We start from the raw sequence: 20,202 nt of genomic DNA, 5'->3' as shown, positions 1-20,202 counted from the left end.
CACTTTTGGAAATTGAAAACCAAACCCAGTAATACCAAATCACAAAATGGCGTAGCCATTTTGTGATTTGGTATTACTGGGTTTGCTCTTTATAGCTGCCGCCAGTTTTGTTAGGACAAAATCAAAAGCCCAAAGAGAGTTGCCGCGCGGAGCGCGGCAACTCTCTTTGGGCTTTTCTGTCCTGATACAGTTGGCGGCAGCTATAATTCACGGAATTGTTGTTACACTTTCGTGAATTGGTATTAAGTAGCTAAGGAGAGTGTAAAGTCCGCATAGCGGGCTTTACGCTCTCTGATTGTGGTTTTTATGCTGAATTACTTACTGGGACTATAGTCACATTTGCTCGCCACGGCATTATTAGTAAGCGCTAAAGAATTCCAAAAGGAACGAATTTGTTTGCTTAAGGGCTCCCACTGCGCATAATGGAAGAAATGCTTTCCTTGTTTACTTATCCATAGACGATCGCTATCTTTAAGGTGTAATTGCCATTTCTGGTAGGAATTTTCGCCGCCACCACCAATTACATAGTCATCCGATGCCCCGCAGACTAACATGGGGACAGCGATCGGTGTAGGAGCAATATAGGTGGGCGCGTAAAGGGAATGAGGAATTAGGGAATTATCAAGATCCTGCTTGAGAAGATCCGCCAGCCAATGCAGCATCTCCTTATCTCGATACCCAAACAAATAAAAGGCAGTTCTCGCTAGCATTGTTTCCCGACTACAGGCAATTAACTGCCTCTGCTCATAATAGTGACTGTGCCAACTGGTCGCTAAGTTGACCCCTACCGATAGCAAGGTTAGCGATCGCACCTGTTCGGGATATTGACGGGCATAGAGCCAACCGACTAAGCCTGCAATGCCATGTCCCACAAGATGTACGGATTTTGTGCAGGTTTGCAAATACTCATGCAGGGCTGCGATCGCCGCATTGAGATCGATCGGCTCATCGGGATTTTGGCAATATTCCCACTGGGCGATCGCCTGTTGTCGCGATAGCGATCGCAATAGCGGCAAGTCAAAGCGACGTAGAGCTTGACTGGTGCAGATACCGACGACTTGGGGCGAGGCAGACTGTCTAAAGGTCATTGTTATTGCTAGTTTTTATTGCTAAATATTTTTATTAATGATTGGCACAAATACAATCGCAAAGATCATCTGGGGATGGGAACAGTTGACTGTTATCCATCAGAGCATCTTGGGGGGATTTCGTCTGAAGGTTTTGCCAGACAAGAATTTTGACGAATAGCCTGCGTTTACCGAAGCATAGATTGCTGAAGTGAAAAAGGATGGGGTGACAAATGCTTGCTCCTACTAAAGTATTTTTCAGCAATCTCGGTAAAATCAACATTTTGCCACCCAATCCCGACAACGCATTTGAACTATGAATAATGAAACGGCGCTGAGTCAACCCGTATCAGAACTTAAAAGACAGCCTAATACTATTGATTATTATTGTCAATAGGTAGTTAAAATATAGCTACATTCACTTACAGCGCTTTGCGCTCAAACCCAATAGAGAGAGGCGGCACAAAGCGCCGCCTCTCTCTATAAAGGCAACAGGATAAAAAAAGATGAGTGGCGGCGCGAAGCGCCGCCACTCATCTTTTTTTTGGCTAATTTGTCTGTAATTGCCAGACCTTAACCGTGCGATCGGCGCTACCACTGACTAGCGTCGAGTCTTTGGGGCTAAAACTTAGGGATAGCACAGGAGCCTCATGATTATTCAGGATTTGGGTGGTTTCTCCCGTCCTGACGCTCCAGAGGTGAATAGTTTTATCCACACCGCCAGAAGCGATCGCTGTGCCATCACGGTTAAAAGCTACCGCCAATACACCACCTGCATGTCCTGAAAAAGTACTGATCACTTTGCCAGTATTCGCATCCCAAATTTTTACCGTTTGATCTTGACTGCCACTAACCAGCATTGTGCCATCAGAACTAAAGGCGATCGCATTAACGGCAGCAGTATGCCCGTTAATGGTCAGAATTTCCTTGCCCGTACTTACATCCCAGATTTTAATAGTTTTATCAAAACTGGCACTAGCAATTCTTTTGCCATCGGGATGAAAGGCGACTGCCACGACTTTATCTTGATGTCCTGTAAAGCTCTGAAGAACAGTTCCTTTACGCCAGTTCCACAGTTTAATCGTTTTGTCAGCGCTAGCACTAACCAATTTTTCGCCATCGGGGCTATAGGCGACACTGTAAACCTGTCCGTTATGCCCTTCAAGATTGCGAATTGGTTCACCACTGCGGAAGTTCCATAGCTTGATCGATTTATCAATACAGGCAGTTGCGAAGGTATTGCCATTGGGATGGACAGCGATCGCATTAATTCCCGAAATTGAACCGAGGTGATTTGAGAGAGTGCCAAAGGACTGATTATCACGGACGTTCCATAGTCTCAATGTGCGATCGTAACTGCCACTAGCGAAGCTAAATCCATTGGGAAAGAAGGTAACAGCCCGCACCCAGCCTGTATGTCCCGTCAGATTTAAGCGCAATTTATAGCTAGCAATGGGCTTGGATTCGATGGGAGGAGTTACGGGTGTAGTCGAAAGTTTCGGTAAATGTTGATAGAAATTGATCGCACCACAGCCAAGACCAAATAGACAGAGGAGCGCGATCGCCCAACGTCCAGCCCCTTGCCCTACCGAAAAGTCAGGCATGGAAAAATTATCGGGATCTTGATAGGTAGGAATGTTATCAAGATCGTAGAGCACCTCCTGCGCTGTCTGATAGCGATCTTCAGGATGATGCTTAACCATGCGGTTGAGGATGAGGGCTAGTTCGGGGCGAATTAATGTTCCGATTTGCCAATCTAGTAAATTCAGATCTTCGCGGCGGACAAGCTGACTGGGATGTAAACCCGTTAGTAATTGAATTGCTGTTAAACCTAGGGCGTAGATGTCACAACTGGGAGTAAAATGTCCGAGCGCCTGCTCAAAGGGCATATAACTAGGAGTGCCGAGAACGACTCCATTTTGAGCCGCTGTCGCATAAACTCCCTTCAAAATAGCAAAATTAGTAAGCACAAAATGCTGATTGCTCGCGCGATCACTACTATGGGGATGGTTTCTGCGGCGAATTAAATTGCGAGGACAAATATCGCCATGAACCATATTAGCGGTATGGGCGACATGAAGGCTGGTCAGCAGTTGTTGCAGAAAGTGAATCAATTCCACTTCGCTATAGAGCCTACCTGTCATTACTTCATCACTGAGACGAATTCCATCAATCGCTTCTTCTACGATATAAAATTCCTCCTCTTGTTCAAAATAAGTGGCGATCTTTGGGAAGTCATTACTACGATCGCTAAGTTGTTGTAATTTGGGAACTTGATTGCGAAATAGCGATCGCGCCCAATCTAGTTGTAGATTTGTTTTATTGATAAGACAGAAACTTTTCGCGATCCAGCGTGGCATTTCCGCCGCAACGGTATCTTCCACCAAATACGTCTGTCCGTAAGCATCATCGGCGATCGTCTGCACAACTCGAAAGCGCCCGCCTAAAAGGTTATCAAACGCTTTACCTAGGGTTTGTGATGTCGCCATGAGAACCTTACTCCAACCGCATCTTTTACAGTAATTATAATCGAATTGGTTTCTCCTATTGTTTACAGGAAAAACTCACTTGCCTATAAGTAGCTAAGCCTAAGTAAACTTAAATAAACTTAAATAAACTTAAAACCTAGAAGAGCGTATCGCCCACCATACGGGCGGTACGCTCTCTGGTTCTGGTTTTTAATTATGCTTAACTATTTAGTGATTATAGCGAGGATTTCGATGCTGGCACAACATAGAGAAAGCCTGAAATCAACGTGAGTCCGAAGGCAATCCAGAAAAAAACGATCGCATAGGGAAGTTTAATTAGTAATGTGGCGATCGCGATAATTTGCATCACAGTTTTTGCTTTCCCCCACAGATTTGCCCCCACAATAGCTGATTTAGTTGATTTACTTGATTCTCCTGTCTCCCCTTGAGGCTCTCCGCTGGGCGCACCACGCCATGCCGTAATCAATAATTCTCTTGTAACGATCGCAAATACTGCCCAAGCAGGAACCTGACCGAGTTCAATAAACAAAAGAAATAAGGCGATCGTCAGTATCTTATCTACCAGAGGATCGAGGAATTTACCTAATTCGGTGATTTGATTAAGTTTTCTTGCTAAATATCCATCCAGCCAATCGGTTATCGCCGCAACTATAAATACACTCAGGGCAATGAAGCGGGTCAGTTCGCTATCTTGCCAAAGAAATAGTCCAAAAATAATGGGAACGGCAATCAGCCTCGATAGAGTAACCCAAGTTGGTAGCGTAATCATAAAATATCCAAATCACAAATAATACAAATAAGTAGCTAAGTAAACTTAAAACCTAGAAGAGCATACCGCCCGCGCAGCGGGCGGTATGCTTTCTGGTTTTGGTTTTTAATTATGCCGAACTACTTGATCCAAATATAGCTGTAGCCACTCGCGTTAGGATAAAGCCCAAGAAGAGAAGGTTGGCGCTTCGCGCCAACCTTCTCTTCTTGGGCTTTATTTTATCTGTTTATTTGGTTTGGGTAACTCGCCAGCTTAGCTTGAGATTAAACCAGAAGTTCCAAATAGTCACGATCGCGATCGCAATGAGATTGGCGAGATATTTATTGACATGAAAATAATTATAAAGAGTATTGAGAATAATCAAATTCAATCCAATCCCTACCAAGCAAATAAGATTGAACTTCAGGAATCTCTTCATTCTCTTTCCCCAGCCAGTTTGTTGGCTAGAGAAATCTCGAAATGTCCATAGATCATTCCATAGGAAATTATTGATAATTGCTATCTCCGAAGCGATAATTTTGCTGCGGGTCAGTCCCCAATGGAGCGAAGTTGCATCACTTAGTAAATATAAAATTGCCATATCGACAAACACTCCACTTAAACCCACTAACCCAAAGCTGAGAAATCGTTTCATCGGAGTCCGAAATTTTTCCCGTAATTTGGTAATTCTGCCACGCGATCGCAAGCGGAGCAGGTGCAAAATATAATCGACATATTGCCGCCAAGTAACTTTGCTCTCGCCTTCTTGGCGCTCCTGAAATACATAGCCAACTTCCATCACCGAGCCAATATTGCCTCGCCCCAATACTTCAATGAGGATTTTATATCCCAAGGGATTCATCGCACAGTTCGCGATCGCACTACGTCTAACGATAAAGTAACCGCTCATCGGATCGGATACTCGTCCGATTACGTTCGGTAAAATGAGCAAACCTAGAATCTGTGCGCCGCGTGAGAGAAACCGACGGATAAATCCCCAATCACTAACTCCACCACCCTCCACATGGCGACTCGCTACCGCCAGATCGGCTCCCTTATCTATCGCCTCAAGCATTTGAATTAGGGTTTCGGGAGGATGTTGTAAATCTCCGTCAATCACCCCTAAAACCTCACCCTGAGCAGCTTGCCACCCACGAATTACTGCCGTTGAAAGTCCTTTTTCTTGTTGGCGACGGATCACCCGCAATTGAGGATAATCGGGCATTAAGTCTAGCCCAACCTGCCATGTTGAATCTGGGCTATCATCATCAACGATGATTAATTCATATTCCCCATGAAAATAATTGTTTAATAGCTCAGTCAGAATTTCGACAAGTTTTGCTAAGTTTTTGCTCTCATTATAGGTAGGGACAATTAAGGAAAATCTGATGGATGGTTCTTCATGAGATAGAATTTCATTGACTTGAAAAGAACCAATGGGAACGGGGGTAAGTTTATTTGACATTTGTTGAATTTTATTGAATTTTATTGAATTTCGTTAAGTATTGTTCGCGTTTTTTATGAAGGATTGCCGTGAAAGATATAGGCAGAAAGAGATACGAGCAATTGCATGTTATGGATGTACATGTTATGGATGCACCTGCCCCAAGATGGCACTGAGGCGATCGTAATCATCCTTGAGTAAAACACTCAACTTCCGCCCCGACTGGACGAGCCAATTGCGATCGCATTTACGGACTTGATAGACATTGCGCAATACGGCGGCAATTAACTCATCAACTGGTGCATTAGTCATCTGTGCTAAGGTTCGCAAAAAATTTAACTCTTCGGTGAACATTTCAATTTCACGATCTTCACAGGCGTACACGGCTTGATGGATTTGCGGTGGTCGGGAAGGTAAATGTTGGTAAATATTTCCTACCGAGCTAAAGCCGAGCAATACAACTTTAATTTCAGAACGTAGCATTGCAAAAATTTGGGGTTGTTGTTCGCGCAACTCTTGCAGACTCAGTCCGAGGGCAACGGCACGGTGGACAGAGTCAATGGGTGCTGTAGTTGCATGGTAGACAACGCCATAGGCAACGATATCACTATTTTCATCCTGTTGCGACTTCACCCAACTACCAAAGGCGGGCATGATTGGGAAGTCTAAACTTTCAGGTTCAAGACATTGGGCGATAAATTCGGTCGATGAGGTCGCCACAACTTCGGCAAGATGTTGGGGATGGCGATCGCGTGCAGATGGAGATGAAGGTAATAGCATTTTTAAACTTCAAACAGGGCATCTGCGGCTCGTCTTCCGCCCCATCGTTCTACGATCAGATCGTCATAGCGATCGGCAGTTTCGAGCACTTCAGCCAAGGCAAGTTTAAATTCATTTTCTTGGCAGGATGCCCCCAATAACGATACATGAAATCTAATGTCTCCCTCATCTGCCATACTAAAGCCCCCAAAACGGAAGTTATCATTCTGTTTGAGTAGATAAAGCAAGAGATCGTAGCTAACTTCTACTTCGGTCGCGACATATGCCCATAGGTAAATCACAGCTTCTAATTCTCGAAAGGGGCGAATCTCGATTAGTACCGTAGCGGAGCCGAGTTGTAAACTAAAGAGGGGACTACTGGTAATGGGGTTGACGCGATCGCAAATTTCGGGCAACCAATCCGCTACTTTTTGATAACAGTCTTGTTGGGCTTCTGTTTGAAAATTCACGCCTGCAATTTACCACTTAGTTAAAACCTTTAAGAGTTTATACCAATTCACGAAAGTGTGACAACACTTTTGTGAATTACAAACCAAACCCAGTAAGGGTTTTCAAAGCTCAAAATGGCGTAGCCATTTTGAGCTTTGGTATTACCGCATAATTTTAACGAAGTCTTTAGCCCTAGCCGATCAAGTCCCCCTCAATAGGCAAGGATGGGCGGCGCTTCGCGCCGCCCATCCTTGCGTACCTTACCTGATAGGATCACAGACTCCGCTCTAGGGCTCTTTCTCCCCCCCAAGTCTTGACGATGGTGTCATCATACTTGTCCGCAGTCTGGAGAACTGAAGACACTGAAGTTTGCAATTCATCGCGATCGCAGGTCGAGCCAACTAAGGTTGTATGAAACCGAATATCACCATCATCATCAATACTGAACACACCAAATTGCATCTCAGAATTTTTTTGGAGCAAAAATCTCATCAGATCCTGCGTAATCTCTGCGCCTGTGACCACATAGGACCAAGTGGAGATAATAGCTTCCGTATGTCCCCAAGGTAACACTTCAACGGTTGCCGTTGCCGAACCAAGGGGTAACACAAATACAGGTAGGTCATAGGGTGGAGAATAAACGTTATCGTACAAGTCATGCAGCCAAGGCAAAATCTTTTCGTAACAAGCTTGTTGTATGGGTGTCTCAAATTTCATTTCATTGCCTACAATCTGATTCTTGTTGATTCTTGCGTTTGTTCATCCAGTATCGTGAAGACTTATTGCGATTTTGAATTCACACTTATGCGTTCACAGACTTGAATTTTACCTAACGATGGGCTAATTCTGCGGCAATAAAACAATTTTTTCAGTATTCTGTGTTACGACCTATAGCGCTTTTGCAAAAAATAAGGTATAGCGCCATAAAATTTGTTGAGAATATAAAACTCAAAAGATGAGTGGCGGTGTTTCACGCCGCCACTCATCTTTTGAGTTTTGAGTTGATAGTAAGGGGCTTGGCATAATTAAAACTCAGAATCAAAACCTGTGGCGCACGCGCAGCGTGCGCCACAGGTTTTTGGGGTTTATATTTAATTGTGCCTAGCTACTTAGGTTTTGTTAGGACAAAATCAAAAAAACAAAGAGAGTTGCCGCGCTCCGCGCGGCAACTCTCTTTGTTTTTTTATGTCCTGATACAGTTGGCGGCAGCTTTATGAATATTAGGCTTTGCTTGGTGAATATTGATTTGGGCGATCGGGATCGAACTGAGAACCATCAAAAAAAGTTTCTATCCCCCGTGAAGTTGAAATTGGAATATTAGTATCGGGAACACCGATCGCTTTCGCTGCATTTCTCCAGAGATCTTCACGATTTACCGCATCAATAATTTCTCGGGTTGGCAAACTAGGCGGTAACAGCCCCCATCTTTGATATTCGGAGAGAAACCATAGATCGTGACTTTTGTAGGGATAGGAAACTGAAATACCATCATTTGACCAATATTTAATGGCGTAATTCAGGGAATTAGAACTATTTTTAAGCATTCCCTTTGTCAGTTTAGGACTGTTTCTAAAGAGTTGCGCAAACATCTTGATCGGATTTGAGCTTGTCAAGCGATTATTGGTAAAGTTATTGGTCACGTCATTTATAAAATAGATTGCCAAAAGAGTATTTAATGTTCGGGCATTGGCAGGATCGTCACACCAGAGCTGTGCTTCCATCGTGGCTTGAAGGATAGCCTGCGTAGCGATCGGATATTTGTCTACCCAGTCGGCACGTATTGCTAAAATTTCTCCTGGATAATTTCGCCAAATTTCGCCAGTGGCGATCGCGGGCTCGGCAAGATTTCTTTCCATTAGTTTGAGCGTTCGCCAGCTATCTAAGCAGAATAAGTCAGCCCGATGTTGCTTGATTTGGGGGATGATCTCATCGAGGGGGATTTCGAGGATATCGATATCACGAAGGGGAACGATATCCATAGCGGCTAGCCAATATCGGAGCCAGAGATCGTAGTTACTCCCAATTTCCGCGATCGCGCTATTCATCGGATTACCAAATAACTTGGCGATATCCTGCCAAGCGGAAAAGGTGGCATGTTTAACTTGAATGCCTAAAGGCTTCAATCGTTTAGAAGCGACTATATAACCTCCGTGGGTATGCAGTCGCAGCAGTACATACATGGCAGTCTTTTTTTGGTTAATTAAGCCTTCATTTAACAGTTCGGGCAAAGGGCTATAAAAATGTCCACCATCAATACCATAGTCATTTGTGCTTAAATCCGTTCCCGTCGCCGTATATTCTCCTAGAGACTGCCAACTGCGAAAGGGAACTAACTGCACATCAGTCATGCCATATTTGGCAAAGAGCTTTTGTTTTTGGGCAACCAACAGCGGGGCGATTTCAATCGAAGGAATTATGCCCAGCCGTACCGATGGGATTTCAGGAATACCCGCAGCAGCAGCGAAGGTATTATTGGGCAATGGCTCATTTCCTAGCGGCTTAGAGCTACAGTTATTGAGAAATAAGCCCCCTGCTGCTGCGCCTAAGGTTTGGATCGCGGTTTTTAGGAGCTTGCGTCTAGATTGCATAACATTCGTGCAGTGATGCAGAAGTGTCACTGCATCCTACGCTAAAAAGGAATAAACTATATCTAGAATACGTTGACTGGATTGACCATCTCCAAAGGGATTAGCCACATTTGCCATCTGTTCGTAGGCATGGCGATCGCTAAGTAGCGTAGAAGCCGCCGCAACGATATCCTTAGTTTCAGTCCCAACGAGTTTGCTCGTACCTGCGGCGATCGCTTCAGGACGCTCGGTCGTCGAACGCAATACCAGTACAGGTTTGCCAAGACTAGGGGCTTCTTCTTGTAAACCACCTGAGTCGCTCATGATCAGATAGCAGCGTTGCATTGCCCCCACTAATTGCTCGTAATCGAGGGGTTCAACCAAGAAAATTCGGGAATGATCGCCCAACTGAGCTATTAACGGTTCGCGTACCACGGGGTTGAGATGCATCGGTAGCACTAACGCAACATCGGGGAAATCGGCGAGGATTTGCAACCATGCTTGAATAATTTGTCCCAAGGGTTCGCCCCAATTTTCACGCCGATGAACGGTGGCTAAAATTACGCGCTGCGCCGACCAATCTAAGCCTTTGATATCACATTGAGGCGATCGCTTAGAAACATACAAAAGCGCATCAATAACTGTATTGCCCGTATGATGAATACCCGTTTTGACCCCAGAGACTTGCAGGTTTTCGACAGAGGCGAGGGTAGGCGCAAAATGTAGTTGGGCAATTTGGGAAACTAAACGACGATTTGCTTCCTCAGGAAATGGATTGAAGAGATTATCAGTGCGTAGTCCAGCTTCCACATGACCTACGGGAATCTGTTGATAAAAAGCTGCTAAAGCTGCGGCAAAAGCGGTGGTGGTATCTCCCTGCACTAAGACTATATCAGGCTGAATTTCTTTGTATAACTTCTCCAAACCAATCAAACTATTGCAAGTAATTTGGGTGAGAGTCTGCTTTGGCTGCATGATGTTTAAGTCATAATCAGCTGTAATGTCAAACAACTGCATCACCTGAGCGACCATTTCTCGGTGTTGCCCTGTCAGAATCACCGAAGTTTGGAAATGAGCGTTACTTCTAAACAAATGCACGATCGGCGCAAGTTTAATTGCTTCTGGACGAGTTCCTAAAGTGATGCAGACATGGAATTTATTGGACAAAATAATCCTCTCTCAGTAGGCTTTCTGAACAGATAGAGTAACTACGGCGAGCATATACGCAATGACTCTATCGCAATGACTCTGTCGTAATGACTCTATCGCAATAACTCTATCGCATTATTAGCTGTGATGAATTAGAGGCAGCCTTGGCGGCTTTGCCTCCACCCAATGCAGTATGAATACCTCTTAGGGAGATGATGATAACCACGCAGACAACCACATATTGAGCCAGTTGAATGCTAAAAACAGGAGTTTTTAGTAGGGATTGCCATAAGGATTTATGGGGTGGGGCGATCGGATCTAATTGCTCTAACGGGGAATCATTAATATCTGAACTAGCGACTGAACTAGTGACTGAGCTAGTGACTGAGCTAAGATCGGAATCGTTTGCAACTAGGGGAATATCCGAAAAAAACAATAATTCTCCATCTTGAGAAGCCCGAATGGATTCTAAAGGTACATTAGTACTAGACCCTAGATCGATATCTGGTAGAGGCTCAGGGGAAGCGATCGCGCCAAACATTTCATCGAGATCGGGACTAGCCGATGAGGAGTCATTTTCACTATTGGAGCGATCGCGAGGATCGTTTCGCTCTAGCATAGATTTTGGTGGAAATACTGGTAAGGGAGGTATTGTAAGCTTTTTCGTGGGCTCAGTGGTTCCGCCATTGTTACTAAGACTTGCCTCTTTTGGCTCGTCCTGCTCAGCCAAATAAATTTCCTCTGTCCATGCTGGCTCATCACTACCAGTTTGCTGCCAAGATACTACGATCTTAGAAATTGTTTGGACTTCAATGGTAAGAAACCATTTTTTGAGCATTCCTACTAATATTTGGCGCTTAGGAATTCGCATTTCATCATCGAGCGATCGCAGATCGGACTCGATTAAAACTTCTAAGCGATCATCATTACGCTCTACATTTGCTAGCATTCCTTGAGATTTTAGCAAACGGTTCATTAAAGATGCGATCGCACTAACATTTCCTTGTTTAGCTTGTTCGACTAACGGATTTTGTGCCATATTAGCAGCCTCGAATGCTTAACTTAATGTATTACCTAATTTATTATCTGATTGATTGCCTTATCTACTAAGCCAAATGTATCAGAATCTTCGCAGCTTGGACAGATTGCTAAAAGGTAAGTAGCTGGGCATAATTAAAGCACTAAAACCTGCGGTGCACGCTGTGCGTGCGCCGCAGGTTTTAGGGTTTTATATTTAATTAAGCCCACTTACTTAGTCCTAGGAAAGAATTTATATTATAGGGACGAGAGCGCAAAACTTTATCCATCCTCATAACATTTACCACTACCTATTCGCCACTGTAGCTATAGCCAGTCATGTTAGGACAAAAACAAAACCCAGAAGAGTATTGCGGCGCTTCGCGCCGCAATACTCTTCTGGGTTTTATGTCTTAACTTATTTGGCTATAGCTATATCCAACAAATCTTTACGCTTAAAATTGGCTATAAAGGTTGATTCCCTTAAGATTTGCTGAAGACGTAAAACACACATAAAACCCAAAAGATGGGTGGCGGTACGATGCAGCGCCGCCCATCTTTTGGGTCAGTTTTAAGTTTACTTATACTTAGATAAGTAGCTGAGCATAAGTAAAACCCGGAATCAAAACCTGTAGCGCACGTTGCTCGTGCGCTACAGGTTTTGGGGTTTTATATTTAATTGCGCCTAGCTACTTACTTATATCCTTTGTATAACTTTTATATAACTTTTATAAATAAATATCGATGGGGATTAGGTATCATTCATTCATTACTTTGCATTTCAGAAAAAGTGAACATATTGGGGGAAAGTTAGCTTTTTCAGTTTTTGACTTTCTAAACAATTATTTCAATAGGTCACTTTATGAAAACGTTATTAAAAGGTTTATCCGCTGGTGTTTTTTCTCTAGCTAGTTGGAGTGCAATAGCGATCGCTCCCGTATTTGCTGGGTCAATAAATAATGTCACAATCGGCGGTAGCGCCCCCAATGACTATCTAGTCTTTAATGCAGATGCCACAAATACTTTTCTTGTAGCTAACACTTTGGCAAATGTCCAAAACGTTTTAGATGGCAATGCTACTAGTCCTACAGGCAATGTTGAATTAGCGGCAAGTAGCGAGCAACCTAATTTTGATTTCACTAAAAATACTACTCTCCAAGGAACAATTGGTGGCAAGTCCATCACTTTAAGCAGTCTTACCGCAAGTGATTGGTCGGTGATTGGTACAACTTGGTTTAATGCCGCGCTAACAGCCTATGGGCTAGGGGGACTACCCAACAACATCAAAAACTTTGCCTTCAGTCAATTTGAAAGCAATGGCGGATTTCAGAAGTTTAGCGATCCCAATATCTCCTATGTCAATCAAAATGACAATACTGGCGAAATTTCCATTGGCTTAGCGGGTTACCTAGATGCAACTCAACTATTACTTTCAGTTCTCCCCGATAGTTTTAAGCCTTTTTTAACTGGCAAAACTCTGCAAGCTAGCGAGCTTGTGAAGTATGACTACGACGGTCAGTCGGGCTATCTGTACAGCTTTAATGCCACAAATTCTGGACTAGTTGCTGCGGATGATGGAGTTTCACATACTGGTAACTACGAAGTTTATATCCAAGGTTCTAGACCAGTTCCTGTTCCTGCGGCTTTTCTGGGAATCGCCTTAGCAGGAGCAATGGGAGCGGGGATGCTCAAACGTCGCCAACTCAATCGCTAGTTTAGATTCTCTATAACTGTTGCTATTCGTACCCAAGAAGAGAAGGTTGGCGCGAAGCGCCAACCTTCTCTTCTTGAGATTTATGTACTAATCCCCTTGGCGACAACTTCACTTGGCTTAAATCCAAGAGGTGATTGGCGGCGCTCCGCGCCGCCAATCACCTCTTGGGTTTTATGTCCTAGTACAACGACAGTCATATATCAAAAAGGGAATGTCGCGTTGCGACATTCCCTTTTTGATGATTTTTATACGAGTCTAACTAGCTTGGCGCTTAAGTCCCACATCCGTTCAGCTCTGGCATCATCACGGGCTTGGGGAGATACTGTCTGTACAAAAGATTTACCATCTTTCTTCTGACGATTACCCCAACTCCAATAGGCTCCCGACTGTCTGTATTCAGGATCGGCAATGACAGCGGCGACCCGTTGACCTGATAGTTCTTGAGTTACATAACCCTTCGTGATGTTCTTTTGGAACAATGGGAATAGCTTCTGGAAGAGAGGATAGTGATTACGGAATAGGGGAGTGTCAGCAACACATCCAGGGTAGAGAGATGTAAAGGTAATGCCTGTAGATTCATGGTAGCGACGGTGCAATTCTCTCATGGTTAAGATATTGCAAACTTTACTCTCTTTATAGGCTCGGACTGGTTCAAACTTCTTCCCATTTGCCATTGAGATTGGTGGTTTAAATCCTTTCTCAAATCCCTCTAAGTTACCGAGATCGGGCTGTGGAGGAATCTTTCCACCCAATTCATCGGGATTATGGGTAACGGTTCCTAAAATCACCATCCGCCGATCGCTATAGGTTGATTTTTTCATGTCCTCAAGCAATAGGTTGCAAAGTAGAAAATGGCTGAGGTGATTGGTGGTCATGGTTAGCTCAAAGCCCTCTGGCGATCGCAGGGGTTCTTTGAGCAAGGGCATATAGATGGCAGCATTGCACAATAGGGCATCTAGGGATCGACCTGTAGCGCGGAATTTAGCAATAAATTCGCGAACGCTAACCAAAGAGCCAAGATCGACTTGGATGATTTCATATCTATCCTTAGGAATGCCTACAGATTCTGCTGCTTTGTGGGTTTTATCGATATTGCGACAAGCCATGACAATAAACCAGCCTTTATCGGCAAGAGCCTTAGCTGACCATAATCCTACGCCTGAAGAAGCGCCTGTGATAATTACTGTAGGTAACTGTGGATATGACATTTTTAAGAATAAATTTATAAACTTTGTTTAAAATTCTACAGCGATTTGGACTAAGGTGATACTTAAGAATTTTTACCGAAAGCGCCACTTGCTAAAGCTTTGAGAATACTATGGGGCTAATGCTTATGGGTTGCCAATTCTTTCAATATTATTGATTATGTTAAAATTTCTTAAATAATCCTAGATCGCGCATAGCGATCGCTTTTTCTCTAGGGGTATGCTTGTGGTAATCGCATCACCTTTACAACAAAAGCATGAATCCATCGAAACTAGCATTACTCTTAAAGGGATTCGCTGGATTACTTATCAAAATATCCTTCATGATACAGGTGAGAATCGGCAATGGCGAATTGCTTGCGAAGAAAATATATTGTTATTCTATTTATTCCAATCGTCATTTCCCTTTTGTTGACACTTAGGCATTGGGATATTCAACAAAAATTCAAGCATTACAATGCTCATATTGAGCCACAAGATGAGAAGGAATCGTATGTTATGGAATACTTTCAGGCAATAAAGGATAGAGATTTCCAGAAAGTGGCTGAACGATACACTGAAGGTAAAACAGAAATTCTTACTCCATATATTTGTAATCCAATTTCAGATTTTGCTATTCGCAAGTCTAATAATTACGAACAAACTGATGTTTATGATATTTACGCATCTGAATATATGAATATTGGCATGACTAGTTGGTCAGTTTATCTGTCCAAACAGAATGGTCTCTATTATATTACAGACAAATATTTAGAAAATAGTAATGGAGTTAATCAGTGTTTATGGGAAGTATTTAAACTTTGGCGCAAGAGCTAAAAAATATAGTGTAATCACGTAGGCGTTATATGAACTTAGATATTGATGAGGATATTTACTGTTTGCTTGAACTTATCTTCACTTGCTCAGGTGTGCCCATAAGTGCGTATACCCTTGCAAAAGTATTAACACGAAAAGAGCATCCCCTCTCACAGGATTTTCCCAAAATTATTCAATCGCTTGAAGCCATGCTTAAAGATGGACTAATTCAACGAGAATCGATAAATGCAGGCTATGTAATTTCTGAGAAAGGTAAAAAGGTATTTACCGAGCTAAAAAGTTAAGTTGCTATATTAGGCTTTGTTATTCACTCCAAGACTATAGATAGATCCTTATCTAATAGTGATATATTCTTTTGAGATTTTAGACCTCGCAATGATCGATAACGTCTGTAAATTCCTTGCAGAAAGCTACTCCACTGACTTCGCCAGTTGGTTACTAGGCAAGCCTATAAACTTGACCAAAATCGAACAATCCGAACTCGCAGTCGAGCCAATTCGCGCCGACTCCGTAATATTTCTCGAATCAGCCGAAATCATCCTGCATATCGAATTTCAAACGGAACCAAATCAAAATATCCCCTTCCGCATGACCGATTATCGACTGCGGCTGCATCGTAAATATCCCGAAAGAAAAGTTCACCAAGTCGTTATCTATCTCAAACCCAGTCAATCTCCCCTAGTCCATGAAGCTACTTTTAACCTTGGTGAACTAATTCATAACTTCAATGTCATCAGACTATGGGAACAACCAACAGAAATATTTCAGCAGTATCAAGGTCTATTTCCCTTTGCTGCGCTATCCCAAACCACCAACCCAGAGGAAACCTTAAGACAAGTTGCCCGAAAAATCGAAAATATCGTTGATCATCAACTACAAAGTAACGTCGCCGCCTCGACCGCTATAATATCTGGTATAGCCCTAAGCAAAGAAATCATCAAAAGATTACTCAGGAGCGATATCATGAAAGAATCAGTAATTTATCAAGAGATATTACATGAAGGTTTAGCTGAAGGTAAAGCTAGAGGTTTAGTTGAAGGTGAGGCTAGAGGTTTAGCTAAAGGTAAGGCAGAAGAGCGAAATCAAATTGCTTTGAATATGCTGCTTTCTAACATTGCGCCAGAAGTCGTTGCTAAATTGACTGGACTAACAACTAAGCAGGTGCAAAAAATCCAAAAGCTTTCTACGAAAAAATCTCGAACAACTAAAAAATAGTAGCAATAACCAAAAGGTGGCGGCAATTCATTGATTACTTCCACCTTTTGGTTATTACATTTCGATATTAAACCGATCGCGTCATTTGCACTCGATAGCGTTCTTTTTTGGTAATCATAATGTCACCAATCGTGACCCTTCCTTTGCCACGAATGGCGATGAGATCGCCAGATTTGAGTTGATAGTTGGGCTGCGAGATAGTCTTCCAGTTAACGCGCACATCTTCACCGTTAATCAAGTCCACCATTTTGCTGCGCGACATCCCGAAACCGAAAGAAGCGATCGCATCGAGTCGCAAGGATGCCTCAGTGGAAGTGAGTTCCTTGGTTACGGGAATGCGAATTTTTAACTCTTCCCAAGGGATCGCATTGACCTTGACTGGAACAGTCCGCACTTGATTGAAATGCAGTTGTAAATATTCCACTAGTTCGGGAACGACGATCGCCTGTGCGCCTTTTTCTCCTAATACATTGACATCGCCGACCTTTTGCCGCTCGATCCCCGTTCCGAGAATCGCACCAAGGAAATCGCGATGGGTAGCGGTGTCAAACAGGAAATTACCAGCGATCGATATTGCAGTAAGACTGACCATGGACGGATCGAGGGGCAACTCACTACGGGCGATCGCCAATCTTTGGCGTTCGGCTTGTTCGTAACCGCCCCACGCAAGGCAATGAATTTCGGTCATTTTGCCAAATACCTGTAGGGCTTCGGTAATTTCGGGTGGTGATAAAAAATCGCTGCATACGACTTCCCAAGTCTGAACTGCGCGATCGCCTAAGTCTAGCAGCCGACTGAGGGTGTCGCGATTTTCAACATGATTCAATAGGTCACGGGGTAACATTAGATTTCGTCAAATTCCTCTTCGGGAATACGTTGTTTGGACTTGTCAGGAATTTTGGTTTCGCCCCAAGCATCGCGGATCTGTTGTTGGGTTTCGTTGCGAAAGTCGGGTTTGTTGGAGGTAGGGTAATCATCCTCGAAGTCGTCGTATTCATCGTCGTAATTATCGATCGGTGGTGGCGCGATCGGACGCGATGGTTCGGGACGCATTTCGGCTCTAGCCTGACGGCGTTGGGGTGGGGGATTAACGGGGACGCGCTCCTCGGCCCAATTATCGCCATCATCCCAAGATTGCTCTTGACGATAGACAGGACGCTGTTGCTGTGGTGGTGGCGAATAGGTGCTTCTCGTCCCCGACGATAGGGCGTTATCGCGAATGGTGGTCGAGGGTGGCATATAGTCATCCTCAAATTCATCTTCCCAAGGTGCTTTTCCTAGCCCCAGACGCTCTAGCAGTCCTTTGCTTAGTTGGGTCATCCGATCTTCCATACCTTCGGTGACGATGATGCGATCGCGTCCTACGGCAATAATTTCGTTTACATCTAGCTCGTAGGTGCTGATCAGGCTAGCGGGGATAATCGGGTTGCCGATCGAGGCAACAATCAAAAACATTAAGTCGCCCGTTTCTGGGTCAAATTTAAAGTCTCTTACTTTGCCGAGCAATTCGCCTGATTCGGTGACGACTTCATTGTTAATGAGGGTGGTGTAGCGTTCGGTAACCAAAATATCTTCGAGTACCGACTCATCATCAACCAATATTGCGTCTGGTCCTAGTAAATCAATGTTGTCAAGGGACATAAAAAATGTGTCGCCGATGCCTATCGGTGTTCCTGGAACAAATCGCTCGGCAACGGTTACTCCCGTAACGCATCGGCGATCGACATCTAGCCAAATTTGCGTTACGATGCCAAGCCGAATTGCCGATCGCTTGCTAAAGACTTGCAAACCCAATACGGCGGCACGTTGACGAAGATTTTCCGATTGCATCATGGCGGTGACGTGACTCTAAATGATTCCCAAACAATCCCCAACGGGTGGGGCATGAACTAAACAGGAGGGTAAATACCTAGCCCTGATTCTAGCAGACTAGATCCCCGTCGGTATCTTAACGTTTGTTCGGGTGGTTGTTCGGGCGATCGCATTTTCTAATAACTATTTCGGCATAAAGGATTCACTACAAGTTCAGCGCGATCGCATTTCACCACTGTCGGGCGTAAACTTTTACTTAGCATCTCTCTTTTGCCCTTTCATAAGCTAAATCATGCTCAGCAAAACTAACCACCTGTACCCGTTTCGGCGTTGGTGATTCATACACCCGATAAACCAAACGAAAGCAAACACCGTTATAGTCAATCTCCAAAGCACGATAATGCTTCAACTCACCCCGCAAATCATGGCTAGGCACTCCCTGCGTTTGCACTGGATCAATCGCCAGAACAAACTGATATTTAGCAAGATCCTTCTGTAGAAACTCAGGTAACAGAGGTAAATCTTCAACACCCACTAGTGGATGCAACGTAACCCTATACTTCGGCTTTTTTGTAACCACGCTTCACCAACCATTCATTTAAAGCCTCTTCATCGATTTCATCATCTTCATGGACAACCGTGATCCATATAGACTCGTTCTCCTCATCCGCTAAACGGGCGATCGCCTTCGCCTCTGCCGACTGGGGCGCAAGTTCTGCACCTAACGCTTGATAAATCTGCCATTTTTGTTCCTTGGGCAAAGCTTGAATCAGCGTTAGCAAACTAGCAAACGACACTTGAGCATTAATAGACAACAAAGCCGACTCATGCGACGGTTCAGAAACTTGTTCAGTTTGTTCAGCACTAACAGGCTTTTCAGTTACTTGCATAGATTTAACACTCCAATAATTGCTCTAACTCTCGCACCTCAGCCGCTATAAAAGATTCTAGCTTGAGCCGTCCCGTCGTCATCTTTGACAAGGCGATCGCTATTTCAATCGGGATATTTTAACTTGAAAATTTAAGCTAATATTGTTGCAATTCCTGACGCGAAGATATTGTCGCCGCTATGTCCTAAGGGGTTAATTTACGGCATGGTTGTAGAGATTTGTTTTGATGGTTATTTAAGGTCGATTGTCAGCAAATACGAGCAATCGCGGGATTGTTACGCCCAAACCGATGCAACGGATTTGTTTGACTTTGGTTTGATGGTGCAAACGGTAGAGGATAAAAAAGAGGGTCAAGAATCCCAAGATTCTGTTCAAGAAAAGCCCAAGACTGAGAGATTTCCTGTACTTGATGGCATCCGTAAGTATGCGGAAGATCATGTATTGTTAGTTGGTAGACTGGGATCGGGCAAGTCAACGGCTCTCCAAAAACTGGTTGTAGATGAGGCGCAAAAAGTACTAGATGGTCAAGCGTCGTTAATTCCTGTCTTGATTGAGTTGCGATCGTGGCGAACTTCTTACATAGCTTTAAATAGACTTGCTGGGAAATAAAAGCAAAGCACAGAGGTGATTTTACTTTTTCTGTCCATTGTAAGCAAAATCTAAATAGAAGTTCCATAAGCCAGCCGCATTCAACATGAGACGGTCATCAAAATCAGGTACACGATTACGATAAACGAGACTGTCAAGCATTTTGTGTAAAGTCTAGAAGCTAGATGTGGAGACGATCCTCAAAGAGGATAGCAAATCGATTAAGGGCGGGTTTCCAATCGCGAATGGGCATTGTCCATTTCTTAGAAATA

General features: G+C 43.7%; 21 protein-coding genes. 6 read left to right on the top strand and 15 right to left on the bottom strand.

What is annotated here, in order from left to right:
• Positions 1-314 precede the first annotated feature (314 nt).
• Positions 315-1,088: an alpha/beta fold hydrolase gene (locus PseudUWO310_RS19590; RefSeq protein WP_143122163.1), complete on the bottom strand. Its 774-nt coding sequence runs from the start codon at positions 1,086-1,088 to the stop codon at positions 315-317.
• Between the two features lie 37 nt (positions 1,089-1,125).
• Here PseudUWO310_RS19590 and PseudUWO310_RS23700 point away from each other — a divergent pair, with 37 nt between their 5' ends.
• Positions 1,126-1,248 (top strand): hypothetical protein, encoded by a 123-nt coding sequence (locus tag PseudUWO310_RS23700; protein WP_263363467.1) that lies wholly within the window; start codon positions 1,126-1,128, stop codon positions 1,246-1,248.
• A 367-nt stretch (positions 1,249-1,615) separates the two neighbouring features.
• Here PseudUWO310_RS23700 and PseudUWO310_RS19585 read toward each other — a convergent pair whose 3' ends face one another.
• The 9 genes from PseudUWO310_RS19585 to PseudUWO310_RS19545 all read right to left on the bottom strand — a co-directional run bounded on the left by PseudUWO310_RS19585 (position 1,616) and on the right by PseudUWO310_RS19545 (position 11,712).
• Positions 1,616-3,556 (bottom strand): WD40 repeat domain-containing serine/threonine-protein kinase, encoded by a 1,941-nt coding sequence (locus PseudUWO310_RS19585; RefSeq protein ID WP_143122162.1) that lies wholly within the window; start codon positions 3,554-3,556, stop codon positions 1,616-1,618.
• A 214-nt stretch (positions 3,557-3,770) separates the two neighbouring features.
• Positions 3,771-4,325 carry a CDP-diacylglycerol--glycerol-3-phosphate 3-phosphatidyltransferase gene (gene pgsA, locus PseudUWO310_RS19580; protein ID WP_143122161.1) on the bottom strand — a complete coding sequence of 185 codons (555 nt, stop codon included), beginning with the start codon at positions 4,323-4,325 and terminating at the stop codon, positions 3,771-3,773.
• Positions 4,326-4,551: 226 nt separating this feature from the next.
• Positions 4,552-5,769 carry a glycosyltransferase gene (locus PseudUWO310_RS19575; RefSeq protein ID WP_143122160.1) on the bottom strand — a complete coding sequence of 406 codons (1,218 nt, stop codon included), beginning with the start codon at positions 5,767-5,769 and terminating at the stop codon, positions 4,552-4,554.
• A gap of 123 nt (positions 5,770-5,892) precedes the next feature.
• On the bottom strand, positions 5,893-6,528 hold the full coding sequence (locus PseudUWO310_RS19570; protein ID WP_055075057.1) for a hypothetical protein: 636 nt from the start codon (positions 6,526-6,528) through the stop codon (positions 5,893-5,895).
• A 2-nt stretch (positions 6,529-6,530) separates the two neighbouring features.
• On the bottom strand, positions 6,531-6,977 hold the full coding sequence (locus PseudUWO310_RS19565; protein WP_190316084.1) for a T3SS (YopN, CesT) and YbjN peptide-binding chaperone 1: 447 nt from the start codon (positions 6,975-6,977) through the stop codon (positions 6,531-6,533).
• 253 nt (positions 6,978-7,230) lie between these two features.
• Positions 7,231-7,674 carry a T3SS (YopN, CesT) and YbjN peptide-binding chaperone 1 gene (locus tag PseudUWO310_RS19560; protein ID WP_009628914.1) on the bottom strand — a complete coding sequence of 148 codons (444 nt, stop codon included), beginning with the start codon at positions 7,672-7,674 and terminating at the stop codon, positions 7,231-7,233.
• A 503-nt stretch (positions 7,675-8,177) separates the two neighbouring features.
• A complete protein-coding gene (locus PseudUWO310_RS19555) occupies positions 8,178-9,545 on the bottom strand; it encodes a CmpA/NrtA family ABC transporter substrate-binding protein (protein ID WP_143122158.1) in 1,368 nt (455 codons plus the stop codon).
• A 36-nt stretch (positions 9,546-9,581) separates the two neighbouring features.
• Positions 9,582-10,691: a non-hydrolyzing UDP-N-acetylglucosamine 2-epimerase gene (wecB, locus tag PseudUWO310_RS19550; RefSeq protein ID WP_143122157.1), complete on the bottom strand. Its 1,110-nt coding sequence runs from the start codon at positions 10,689-10,691 to the stop codon at positions 9,582-9,584.
• A 109-nt stretch (positions 10,692-10,800) separates the two neighbouring features.
• Positions 10,801-11,712 (bottom strand): hypothetical protein, encoded by a 912-nt coding sequence (locus tag PseudUWO310_RS19545; RefSeq protein WP_143122156.1) that lies wholly within the window; start codon positions 11,710-11,712, stop codon positions 10,801-10,803.
• 840 nt (positions 11,713-12,552) lie between these two features.
• Here PseudUWO310_RS19545 and PseudUWO310_RS19540 point away from each other — a divergent pair.
• On the top strand, positions 12,553-13,404 hold the full coding sequence (locus PseudUWO310_RS19540; RefSeq protein WP_143122155.1) for an NF038130 family PEP-CTERM protein: 852 nt from the start codon (positions 12,553-12,555) through the stop codon (positions 13,402-13,404).
• Between the two features lie 245 nt (positions 13,405-13,649).
• On the opposite strand, the gene PseudUWO310_RS19535 is transcribed toward PseudUWO310_RS19540, so the two are convergent.
• Entirely contained in the window at positions 13,650-14,612 is a 963-nt protein-coding gene (locus PseudUWO310_RS19535; RefSeq protein ID WP_143122154.1) for a protochlorophyllide reductase, read from the bottom strand.
• A gap of 342 nt (positions 14,613-14,954) precedes the next feature.
• Here PseudUWO310_RS19535 and PseudUWO310_RS19530 point away from each other — a divergent pair, with 342 nt between their 5' ends.
• The 3 genes from PseudUWO310_RS19530 to PseudUWO310_RS19520 all read left to right on the top strand — a co-directional run bounded on the left by PseudUWO310_RS19530 (position 14,955) and on the right by PseudUWO310_RS19520 (position 16,640).
• Positions 14,955-15,425, top strand: a complete 471-nt coding sequence (locus tag PseudUWO310_RS19530) for a hypothetical protein (RefSeq protein WP_143122153.1) — start codon at positions 14,955-14,957, stop codon at positions 15,423-15,425.
• Positions 15,426-15,454: 29 nt separating this feature from the next.
• Positions 15,455-15,709, top strand: a complete 255-nt coding sequence (locus PseudUWO310_RS19525) for a hypothetical protein (RefSeq protein ID WP_143122152.1) — start codon at positions 15,455-15,457, stop codon at positions 15,707-15,709.
• 91 nt (positions 15,710-15,800) lie between these two features.
• A complete protein-coding gene (locus tag PseudUWO310_RS19520) occupies positions 15,801-16,640 on the top strand; it encodes an Rpn family recombination-promoting nuclease/putative transposase (RefSeq protein WP_143122151.1) in 840 nt (279 codons plus the stop codon).
• Positions 16,641-16,707: 67 nt separating this feature from the next.
• Here PseudUWO310_RS19520 and PseudUWO310_RS19515 read toward each other — a convergent pair whose 3' ends face one another.
• The 4 genes from PseudUWO310_RS19515 to PseudUWO310_RS19500 form a co-directional block, all read right to left on the bottom strand.
• Positions 16,708-17,484 (bottom strand): photosystem II S4 domain protein, encoded by a 777-nt coding sequence (locus PseudUWO310_RS19515; RefSeq protein ID WP_143122150.1) that lies wholly within the window; start codon positions 17,482-17,484, stop codon positions 16,708-16,710.
• Entirely contained in the window at positions 17,484-18,473 is a 990-nt protein-coding gene (locus PseudUWO310_RS19510) for a PRC-barrel domain-containing protein (RefSeq protein ID WP_009626066.1), read from the bottom strand. The genes PseudUWO310_RS19515 and PseudUWO310_RS19510 overlap by 1 nt, the downstream gene beginning before the upstream one ends.
• Before the next feature lie 235 nt (positions 18,474-18,708).
• On the bottom strand, positions 18,709-18,999 hold the full coding sequence (locus tag PseudUWO310_RS19505; RefSeq protein ID WP_040687407.1) for a hypothetical protein: 291 nt from the start codon (positions 18,997-18,999) through the stop codon (positions 18,709-18,711).
• A gap of 7 nt (positions 19,000-19,006) precedes the next feature.
• The gene (locus PseudUWO310_RS19500) at positions 19,007-19,342 is read right to left on the bottom strand and encodes a hypothetical protein (protein ID WP_143122149.1); all 336 of its coding nucleotides are present in this window, start codon (positions 19,340-19,342) and stop codon (positions 19,007-19,009) included.
• Positions 19,343-19,546: 204 nt separating this feature from the next.
• Here PseudUWO310_RS19500 and PseudUWO310_RS19495 point away from each other — a divergent pair, with 204 nt between their 5' ends.
• Positions 19,547-19,951: a hypothetical protein gene (locus PseudUWO310_RS19495; protein ID WP_143122148.1), complete on the top strand. Its 405-nt coding sequence runs from the start codon at positions 19,547-19,549 to the stop codon at positions 19,949-19,951.
• Positions 19,952-20,202 lie beyond the last annotated feature (251 nt).

The sequence above is a fragment of the Pseudanabaena sp. UWO310 genome, from assembly GCF_006861605.1.
Classification (GTDB): Bacteria; Cyanobacteriota; Cyanobacteriia; order Pseudanabaenales; family Pseudanabaenaceae; genus Pseudanabaena.
This window is presented reverse-complemented; position numbering and strand designations above follow the sequence as displayed.

Bases quoted from the DNA above. Each gene is read 5' to 3' on its own strand.
- PseudUWO310_RS19590 (WP_143122163.1), bottom strand. From the start codon at position 1,088: ATGACCTTTAGACAGTCTGCCTCGCCCCAAGTCGTCGGTATCTGCACC.
- PseudUWO310_RS23700 (WP_263363467.1), top strand. From the start codon at position 1,126: ATGATTGGCACAAATACAATCGCAAAGATCATCTGGGGATGGGAACAG.
- PseudUWO310_RS19585 (WP_143122162.1), bottom strand. From the start codon at position 3,556: ATGGCGACATCACAAACCCTAGGTAAAGCGTTTGATAACCTTTTAGGC.
- pgsA (WP_143122161.1), bottom strand. From the start codon at position 4,325: ATGATTACGCTACCAACTTGGGTTACTCTATCGAGGCTGATTGCCGTT.
- PseudUWO310_RS19575 (WP_143122160.1), bottom strand. From the start codon at position 5,769: ATGTCAAATAAACTTACCCCCGTTCCCATTGGTTCTTTTCAAGTCAAT.
- PseudUWO310_RS19570 (WP_055075057.1), bottom strand. From the start codon at position 6,528: ATGCTATTACCTTCATCTCCATCTGCACGCGATCGCCATCCCCAACAT.
- PseudUWO310_RS19560 (WP_009628914.1), bottom strand. From the start codon at position 7,674: ATGAAATTTGAGACACCCATACAACAAGCTTGTTACGAAAAGATTTTG.
- PseudUWO310_RS19555 (WP_143122158.1), bottom strand. From the start codon at position 9,545: ATGCAATCTAGACGCAAGCTCCTAAAAACCGCGATCCAAACCTTAGGC.
- PseudUWO310_RS19545 (WP_143122156.1), bottom strand. From the start codon at position 11,712: ATGGCACAAAATCCGTTAGTCGAACAAGCTAAACAAGGAAATGTTAGT.
- PseudUWO310_RS19540 (WP_143122155.1), top strand. From the start codon at position 12,553: ATGAAAACGTTATTAAAAGGTTTATCCGCTGGTGTTTTTTCTCTAGCT.
- PseudUWO310_RS19535 (WP_143122154.1), bottom strand. From the start codon at position 14,612: ATGTCATATCCACAGTTACCTACAGTAATTATCACAGGCGCTTCTTCA.
- PseudUWO310_RS19530 (WP_143122153.1), top strand. From the start codon at position 14,955: ATGGCGAATTGCTTGCGAAGAAAATATATTGTTATTCTATTTATTCCA.
- PseudUWO310_RS19525 (WP_143122152.1), top strand. From the start codon at position 15,455: ATGAACTTAGATATTGATGAGGATATTTACTGTTTGCTTGAACTTATC.
- PseudUWO310_RS19520 (WP_143122151.1), top strand. From the start codon at position 15,801: ATGATCGATAACGTCTGTAAATTCCTTGCAGAAAGCTACTCCACTGAC.
- PseudUWO310_RS19515 (WP_143122150.1), bottom strand. From the start codon at position 17,484: ATGTTACCCCGTGACCTATTGAATCATGTTGAAAATCGCGACACCCTC.
- PseudUWO310_RS19510 (WP_009626066.1), bottom strand. From the start codon at position 18,473: ATGATGCAATCGGAAAATCTTCGTCAACGTGCCGCCGTATTGGGTTTG.
- PseudUWO310_RS19500 (WP_143122149.1), bottom strand. From the start codon at position 19,342: ATGCAAGTAACTGAAAAGCCTGTTAGTGCTGAACAAACTGAACAAGTT.
- PseudUWO310_RS19495 (WP_143122148.1), top strand. From the start codon at position 19,547: ATGGTTGTAGAGATTTGTTTTGATGGTTATTTAAGGTCGATTGTCAGC.